The sequence below is a fragment of the Sphaerochaeta sp. S2 genome (assembly GCF_016406725.1).
GTDB lineage: Bacteria > Spirochaetota > Spirochaetia > Sphaerochaetales > Sphaerochaetaceae > Sphaerochaeta.
In genome coordinates, this window is the sequence record NZ_JAEKNT010000470.1 from 1 (window position 1) to 8,165 (window position 8,165).

At 48.3% G+C, this 8,165-nt stretch carries 7 protein-coding genes and 2 tRNA genes; 7 read left to right on the forward strand and 2 right to left on the reverse strand.

The genetic code is table 11. The annotated features are described in order from the left end of the window. From JF818_RS13635 to JF818_RS13645, 3 genes are all read left to right on the forward strand, one after another. On the forward strand, nucleotides 1–983 hold a 983-nt coding region (locus tag JF818_RS13635), incomplete at its 5' end, for a tripartite tricarboxylate transporter permease (RefSeq protein ID WP_198892531.1). 3 nt (nucleotides 984–986) lie between these two features. Beyond that, nucleotides 987–2,282, forward strand: coding sequence for a 3-phosphoshikimate 1-carboxyvinyltransferase (gene aroA, locus JF818_RS13640; RefSeq protein WP_198892532.1), 1,296 nt, complete (start codon nucleotides 987–989; stop codon nucleotides 2,280–2,282). After that, nucleotides 2,279–3,331, forward strand: coding sequence for a LacI family DNA-binding transcriptional regulator (locus JF818_RS13645; protein ID WP_198892533.1), 1,053 nt, complete (start codon nucleotides 2,279–2,281; stop codon nucleotides 3,329–3,331). Before aroA ends, JF818_RS13645 begins: the two co-directional genes overlap by 4 nt. 88 nt (nucleotides 3,332–3,419) lie before the next feature. Here the strand turns inward: JF818_RS13645 and rpsD are convergent, their stop codons facing one another. Together rpsD and JF818_RS13655 are read right to left on the reverse strand one after the other, a co-directional pair. Further along, nucleotides 3,420–4,013, reverse strand: a complete 594-nt coding sequence (rpsD, locus tag JF818_RS13650; protein WP_198892534.1) for a 30S ribosomal protein S4 — start codon at nucleotides 4,011–4,013, stop codon at nucleotides 3,420–3,422. A 174-nt stretch (nucleotides 4,014–4,187) separates the two neighbouring features. Beyond that, a tRNA-Thr gene (locus JF818_RS13655) sits at nucleotides 4,188–4,259 on the reverse strand. 145 nt (nucleotides 4,260–4,404) lie between these two features. Here JF818_RS13655 and JF818_RS13660 point away from each other — a divergent pair. The 4 genes from JF818_RS13660 to JF818_RS13675 form a co-directional block, all read left to right on the forward strand. Further along, nucleotides 4,405–4,486, forward strand: a tRNA-Tyr gene (locus JF818_RS13660). Nucleotides 4,487–4,549: 63 nt separating this feature from the next. Further along, nucleotides 4,550–4,990 (forward strand): YkgJ family cysteine cluster protein, encoded by a 441-nt coding sequence (locus JF818_RS13665; RefSeq protein WP_198892535.1) that lies wholly within the window; start codon nucleotides 4,550–4,552, stop codon nucleotides 4,988–4,990. Nucleotides 4,991–4,998: 8 nt separating this feature from the next. After that, complete coding sequence (gene dnaG / locus JF818_RS13670) at nucleotides 4,999–6,795, forward strand: DNA primase (RefSeq protein ID WP_198892536.1); 1,797 nt, start codon at nucleotides 4,999–5,001, stop codon at nucleotides 6,793–6,795. Between the two features lie 22 nt (nucleotides 6,796–6,817). Continuing rightward, on the forward strand, nucleotides 6,818–8,165 hold a 1,348-nt coding region (locus tag JF818_RS13675), incomplete at its 3' end, for a sigma-70 factor domain-containing protein (RefSeq protein ID WP_198892537.1).

Consider the following 8,165-nt stretch of genomic DNA (forward strand, 5'->3'; position numbering starts at 1 on the left):
GTCTTGGCCTGTTCTTTTCCATGGTAGGCATAGATTCGGTGATGGGTACCGCTCGGCTTACCTTTGGTATCGAGAACTTACAGGCTGGAATCAATATCGTACCGGCATTGGTGGGGCTCTTTGGCTTTTCTGAGGTATTGATGGTCATTTCCACCAGTCTTGAGGGAGGGGATGTGAACGCTCTCTCCTACCAGAAACTGAAAACGAAAGAGGTGCTGCGCCATACTCCGATTTCTCTCTGGTATGCAACCATCGGGGTTGTCATCGGGGCACTGCCTGGAGCAGGAGGTCCTGTTGCGGCCTTCCTTGCCTATAGTCAGGCAAAGAAATTGGTCAAGAATCCCTCCGTTCCTTTTGGAGAGGGGGCAGTGGAAGGTATCGTTGCCAGTGAGTCGGCCAACAATGCCTGTATCGGAGGGGCCATGATTCCCATGCTTACCCTGGCCATACCCGGGGATGCCGTAACCGCGATCATCCTCTCAGTCTTCTATGTCCATGGGTTACAACCTGGTCCAATGTTCATCAAGACAAGTGCACCGATGTTCCATGCAATCCTTGCAGGCGGTTTTATTGGCAGTATCTTCCTCTTGATCCTTGGTCTCCTGGTAGCTCCGAGGATCAGCAAGATCATTGCTGTCCCCAAGAGGATCCTGCTTCCCTTGGTAACCATACTTTGCATTATAGGATCCTTTGCAACGAATAACAGGATGTTTGATGTTTACCTGATGCTCTTCTTCGGTGTATTGGGTTTCTTCATGCGGCGTCGTTCGTATTCTGTTGCACCCATGACGCTTGCCATCGTCCTCGGAGGTATGATGGATTCCAACTTCCGCAGGGCCATCTCCCTTGCTTCCAGTGAGGATGCATTCTTGATGGCGCTGCTAGGAAGACCCATTACCATGATCTTGCTTGTGTTGGTTGTACTGACACTGCTCTCCAACAGCAGGGCCTTGAAGCGATTTGTACAAATGAAAAGGATGTAATGTATGCGTGTACTTGTCAAACCCGGTTCCTTGCATGGAAGTCTTCAGGTCCCCGGCTCCAAGAGCCACACCATACGAGCTGCTCTCCTCGGTTTGCTCTCTGATGGGCAGTCGATTATCTGCAATCCACTGGCCAGTGGTGATGGATTGAGTGCATTGGCCGCTTCAAAAGCCTTTGGCGCAAAGATAGAAGAGAGGGAAGGTTGTTGGGTGATCAAGGGGAGGGGCAGCTCATTGGTCTCTCCTGAGGACTGCATCAACACTGGAAATTCAGGTACCACCACCTGTTTCTTCTCCTCAGTTGCTGCCTTGGTTGATGGCTGGACGGTGATTACCGGTGATGAGCAGATCAGAAGGCGTCCGATAAAGCGCCTGGTTGATGCACTGAATACGCTTGGTGCGACGGCTTTCCTGACCCGGGAGGGGCAGGAAGCTCCACCTGTGGTTGTCAGGGGGGTCTTGAAAGGGGGAAAGGTAAGGCTCAACGGAAGCAACAGCCAATATGTTTCAAGCCTGTTGCTTTCCAGCCCATTGGCAGAAAAAGATACCGAGATATTGGTGGACAACCCCTTGGAAACTCCCTATGTGCAGATAACCCTAGACTGGATGCAACGCTATGGAGTTGAAGTTGAGAGGAATGAGAACTATACCAGGTTTTCTATCAGGGGTGGGCAACACTATACCCCAGGAAGGTTTACCATACCTGCGGATTTCTCCGCTGTAGCCTTTCCCCTGGTAGCGGCCACACTCAGCGATTCTGACTTGCTTTTGACCTCTCTTGATTTTCAGGACAGCCAAGGGGATAAGCGAGTAATTGATATCTTACAGGCAATGGGTGTTCATGTGGAAAAAGACGAGAAGCAGGGAACCCTCCGGGTAAAGGGAGGGGCAACCTTACAGGGAGGTCTTACAATTGACCTTGGTGATATCCCTGACTCCTTACCTGCACTTGCTGTTGCCGCCACGCAAGCACACGGGGTTACTACCTTCACCAATCTTGGCCATGTACGCCAGAAAGAAACTGATCGTGTGGCTGAGATGGCAAACAAGCTCAATGCCTTGGGTTGTGATCTGGAAGCAGGGGAGGATTCGCTTGTGGTAAAGGGCCCAACAAGGGTTAAAGGGGGAACAGTTGGATCTTCAGGCGATCACCGAATTGCCATGGCAATGGTAGCGCTTGCCCTCGCCACAGAAGAAGGTCTGACCGTTGAGGATTCAGAGTGTGCTGCTGTTTCCTTTCCCGGCTTTTTTGATGCCTTTCGCACCTGCGGGGCAGATATCAGGGAGCTGGATGCATGAATAGGAAAAAGGTCACCATTACTGATGTCGCCAAGGCCGCAGGGGTCTCCATTGCAACAGTGTCCAGGGTTGTGAACCATGCCAACCGTGTGGAACCTACTGCAGCAAAACGGGTACGCGAGGCAATGTCCGCCTTAGGGTATGCACCCAAGAAACCCGAGAGACCACATGCCATGATCGCACTGGTGGTTCCCACCCTGGAAAACCCTTTCTTCTCATCGGTTGTGGAGGGAATCCTTTGTCAGGCAAATCAGGAGGGAGAGACCCTCATGGTTCTCTCTTCGGAGGGTAGTGCATTGCAGGAAGAGGAGAATCTTCGCAGGGCTGCAAAGCTTGGTGTGGATGGTCTTTTGTTCTGCCCCCTCAGTGATACTTCCTCTTCGTTGCTGCCTGCATTGTTTGCGATATCAACCCCAATCGTGATTATCTATAGGCATGATTACTGCGATTATGCAAGTCATATCTACTATGACAATGAGAGGGGAGGCTATCTCGCAGCAAAGTACCTCTTGAAGGCTGGACATCGTCAGATTGCCTTCTTCGCGAGTTTCTGGAGTGAGAGACCGGATGACCTTCTCAATTTCCATGACAGGAGACTCCTGGGAAGCTATTCATCCCTCGATCGTCTGAAAGGATACCAGAAGGCATTGAGTGAATACGGAGTAAGGGTACAAGGGGAACTTCTCTGCAGTACAGGATATACCTATGAAAGCGGGTATACCATGACCAAGCATTTTCTCTCCACCCTCTGTGATTTCACTGCAATTATCTGTTGTAATGATTCCGTTGCAGCTGGTGTTTTACAGGCACTGAGGGAACAGAATATCGATGTTCCTAGGCAGGTCTCAGTAATTGGGTATGATGCATCCTTCCTCAGTGATATAACCCGTCCTGCACTGAGCAGCATACACCAGGACCCAAAGCTGTTGGGCGGGAGTGCATTTGAGCAACTCCAGGCAAGACGTAGAGGGGAAGGGAGGACGGATGTCATCCTCAAGCCAAATCTCATCATCAAGAGTTCCACAGGACAGTGTGAAACCAGGGATTAGGAATCTGCATCCGATGGTGAAGAGAACGTAATGATTCAAGACGAAAAGGGAGCCGGAGAAAACAATCTAACCGGCTCCCATTAATATGTTATTTGGAGTAAAGCTCAACAACCGCCGATTCTGTGACATCGTAATCGATATCGCTTCTAAGCGGTAGGCTGACTACCTTTGCTTCCAGTTTATCTTCATCAAATTCCAGCCAAGCAGGAATTTTCCTGTTCTGGGCGAGTTTGCGTGATCTGAATGCCTGCTTGCTTTTTTCCTGGACCGAAATGACATCCCCGACCTTCAGTGTTACCGATGGGATGCCCACTCGCTTCCCGTTCAGCATAAGATGACCATGATTGATCAGTTGTCTGCCTTCCCTTCGGGTAGTTGAGAGTCCCAGGCGGAATATGGTGTTGTCAAATCTGCGTTCAAGCAAGGTGAGTAGGTTTTCTCCGGTAATCCCATCAATTTTCTCTGCTCTTGCGTAAATGAGCCTGAATTGTTTTTCCAGTACACCATAGATGAAACGTAGTTTTTGTTTCTCTATGAGCTGACGCGCATACACGCTTTGCTTGCGTCGTCGATTTGTTGTCTTTGTTCGTCTGATGCTTGGTTTATGGGCATACCCCAATACCAGGGGATCAATCCCCAAATAGTTGCATCTCTTGAAAACAGGAGTTCTCGATATTGCCATAGTGTAGTAGTACCACCTAATCGTATTAAATTATTAGCCAAGGCTAACAAATACTATCTATAACAAGTATTTCTATTTATTGCAAGATATCAGCATAGCAGTTGGATTGATTTGTGAGCACAGCTGCGCATGAAAGATGAAAAGAGGCACACCATAGTGGTGTGCCTCCATGTGAGCCGACTGTCAGGATTGAACTGACGACCCCGAGATTACAAGTCACGTGCTCTACCGCTGAGCTAAGTCGGCTTTGACTCTGTGCACTATATCGACAGAGGGCAAATCTGTCAAGAACTTGGGGAAAAACGCCTTGCAATGAGAGAAATCAAGAATTTTACTGAGACAGGTTGACAAAACAATGCAGAGTTTGTAATGTACGAATGTCTTTTGGCATGGAGAGGTTCCCGAGTGGCCAAAGGGGGCAGACTGTAAATCTGTTGGTTATACCTTCGAAGGTTCGAATCCTTCTCTCTCCACTTGGAGGCCTTCTTCTTTGAGGAAGGCCTTTTTCCTGTCTGTATCGTGAAAAAGGGGTGTTGATGAGTTGCTTCTATGAGGATGGCTTACGGTTTTCTTGTGTAGAGGGTTGCCGCTATTGTTGCAGCTGTGAACCGGGGTATGTATTTCTCTCGCAACCAGATCTTGATCGACTTTGTGCCCATACCGGTATGGATGAGCAAGCGTTCATAAAAACCTATTGCCGGATAGTTGATATGGGTGCATTTTCCATGATCAGCTTGAAGGAAAAACAGAATTATGACTGTGTGTTCCTGAACGAAAAGGGTTGCTCGGTATATGAAGGACGCCCCAGGCAGTGTAGGACCTATCCGTTCTGGATGAGTATACTGGAGAGCGAGGAGCATTGGGAAGAAGAGAAAAAGTCATGCCCGGGAATCGGAGTGGGGAGACTCTATTCTAAAGAAGAGATTGATGATCTCTTGAGGATAGATCTTGAACAAAGTCCGATCATACGGGATTAGGGAAAGCGATGGCAAAGATTTCGGAATCGGTACTTGAACAGATCAAGGCACGAATCCCACTCAGTGAGGTAGTCTCTGATTATGTCACCTTGAGTGCCAGGGGTGGAAGGCTTTGGGGCCTCTGTCCTTTTCATGAAGAGAAAACCCCGTCCTTTTCCGTAGTTGATGAACAAGGCTTTTATTACTGTTTCAGTTGCAAGAAAGGCGGCTCGATGTTCGACTTCCTCATGGAGATGGAGAAGGTGAGTTTTGTCGAGTCAGTCAAGATGTTGGCAAGAAGGGCAAACATTGAACTTGCAGATGAGACTGAAGAGGATAAGAGCAAACGTGACCTGAAAGAGACCTTGTTTGAGCTTTATGACAAGATTGCTGGATCGTTTCACTACCTTCTGGTGCATTCCAGACAAGCAGAGCAAGCCAGGGCATATCTGAGAGAACGGAATGTCAGCGAGGCGATGTGGGAGAGATTCAACCTTGGATATGCCCCCTCTGATGGGCAATGGCTGTATTTATTCCTCCGTAAACACCACTACAGTGATGAACTCCTCAAGCAGAGTGGTCTCTTCAGCCAGAACAATCCCCGTTTCCCGCTGTTTCGTGACCGATTGATGTTTCCAATCCGTAACTGGCAAGGCAAGACCGTAGCTTTCGGTGGGAGGGATCTTTCAAATACCTCGAAGGCAAAGTACATCAATACCCCAGAGACGATGATCTACAGCAAGAAACACAACCTGTTTGGCTTGTATGAATCACTTGAAACCATAAAGAAAAGCCAGAAGGCGATACTCTGTGAAGGAAATTTCGATGTGGTGGCACTGCATCAGAGTGGTTTCACCAATGCAATGGCCCCATTGGGTACATCCTTTACTGAAGACCAGGGTAAGTTGCTCAGAAGATATTGTACATCGGTACAGATTCTTTTCGATAGCGACAGGGCAGGGCAGAGTGCAGCTCAGAAAGCATTGGTCATTGCCCAGGATTTCGGCATGGAAAATTCTGTGCTCATGCTCAAGAGTGCAAAGGATGCCTCAGAGTTGGTGCAGGAGAAAGGGGAGGAAGCCCTGCAAAATGAGCTGCAACATGCAGTTCAAGGGTTTCATTATCTTGTAAACAATGCGGTAAACCAGTATGATACACTGACGCCCAAAGGCAAAACCTCTGTATTTCATGCGGTTCGGCCATATTTGGACGTCACACAGTCGTCGATTGAGAAGCAGGATCTAATAAAAATCCTTGCTTCCCGCTTGAATGTTGACGAGTCGTCAATTCTTGACGATTATTCACGTAAGGAGCGGGTTGTTGTTAAACCGGCTGTCAGGAATGAGGAGAGACAGATCCGGGCGTTGAATCCAGCGACCATTTCTGTTGATTTGTATGCAATGCTGACTCTGGTCAACAACCGGGATTTGTATTTGCAAACACGATACAAATTAGCTGTCGAGGACCTGGAGGACAGTGAGGCAGAGGCTCTCTACGACGTATTGGAGGAGGCTGCACGGGAAGATGTCGGAAAGCACGATGAGTATATCTTGCAGATGATTGAAGACCCGCAACTGCGAAGTGACGTAGCATCGTCCTTTGCTATGGAGGAATTTCGACTGGCACCAGTTGAGGTTCTCAATGAAGCAGTGAATCGAATTCAACTGCGTAATTATGAGAAGCGTCGTTTAAGCAATAAACGACTTTTGGATATTAGTCTTCAGGACGGAACTGAGGATGAAGGGATCGAGGAACTGCTTCGGGAGAAGACTGAGATTGATGCTAAGATAGCACAACTTAAGCGTACTCTTGGACAGGAGATGTAAACAGGGTAGGTAAGAAATACAGATGCTTGATGAAACTATTTCGCAGACCATTCTCAAGGACATGGTAGCGCGCGCAGCAGAGACCGGACAGGTGACCAAGGACGAGATACGTAATGCTCTCGGGCCGAAACATGCCACGGATGAGGCTGTCGATGAAATCATGCAAACACTCAGTGAACTGGAAATTGATGTCACAGAGAGTAAGGATGCCCATGTTGCTGGTGTTTTTCCAGATGGTCCGAATCCCGATGAAATCGATACAGATGACCTTGATGATGAACCGGTTGACCTTCTTGATGATGATGAGAGCATCACGGTTGATGACTTGATTGAACATTTTCCTGATGAACATACCAAGGATGATGAAGAGAAATCCAAGAAGAAAGCAAAACATGGCTCTGATCCCGATGCGGACGATGACGATGATGCGCTTGATGAAGATGAAGAGGAAGATGATTCCATAAAGAGTGACTGGACCGCCTTAAGTACCGATGATGATTCGGTAGGGGGTGGTGAACGGTTTGTTGATATCTCCAGCCTGGAAGAGCGGGATGGGGACAGCGATCATAGCAGGCACAATACAATCCTCGGTACCGATAAGAGCGATACCAGTGGAGATGATCCCATACGCTTGTATCTCAGGGAGATTGGAAGGGAGAACCTTCTAACCGCTGAACAAGAGGTTGAGCTGAGCAAGAAGATGGAAGACGGAGCCTTGATCATCAAGGAAGTCATTCAGGAAAGCGGTGTCATGATCACCCGCTTCTATGAGATCTTCAAGACACTCAACCTGAAAATCGAGGGACAGGAAGAAGAGTACAACGCGAAGGATTATAAGGAACTTGTTACAGTACAGAAGCGATTCAACCAGTACTACAAGGAGCCCTTGAAGGAAGTTCAGGCCGGGCTTAAGAACTATATGGGCAAGAAGGAGCAGATGATCAGCACAGGCGAGGATGTCTTGCGTGATGAGGGACTCCTGAAATCGAGGAAGACCCTGCTCAAGAAGCTCGGAAAGATTGATCTGCAGCCTGAGGAAATCACCTCCTTCACCCATGACTTCATTGATGCAGAGAACAGGATTCGCTCATACAAAGAGAAGAAGCAACAACTGGAAAACAAGTTGCATATAACCAATCCCAAGGAGCTTCGTCAACTTGGCCGTGACCTTGCAACCCAGGGCAAGAGTGCAATCATTGAGGAAGAGCTCCATCTCAGCAGTGATACGATCAAGGACCTGATCAGGGACTTGCAGCTCACGGAGAAGGACCTGAAACAGATAGAATATCAGTTTGAGGATACATGTGAGAATATCCTGATTCATTCCACCAAGATCAAGTATGGTCAGAAGATGATGAAGGATGCGAAGG

Bases quoted from the DNA above. Each gene is read 5' to 3' on its own strand.
- JF818_RS13665 (WP_198892535.1), top strand. From the start codon at position 4,550: ATGAGTTGCTTCTATGAGGATGGCTTACGGTTTTCTTGTGTAGAGGGT.
- aroA (WP_198892532.1), top strand. From the start codon at position 987: ATGCGTGTACTTGTCAAACCCGGTTCCTTGCATGGAAGTCTTCAGGTC.
- rpsD (WP_198892534.1), bottom strand. From the start codon at position 4,013: ATGGCAATATCGAGAACTCCTGTTTTCAAGAGATGCAACTATTTGGGG.
- dnaG (WP_198892536.1), top strand. From the start codon at position 4,999: ATGGCAAAGATTTCGGAATCGGTACTTGAACAGATCAAGGCACGAATC.
- JF818_RS13645 (WP_198892533.1), top strand. From the start codon at position 2,279: ATGAATAGGAAAAAGGTCACCATTACTGATGTCGCCAAGGCCGCAGGG.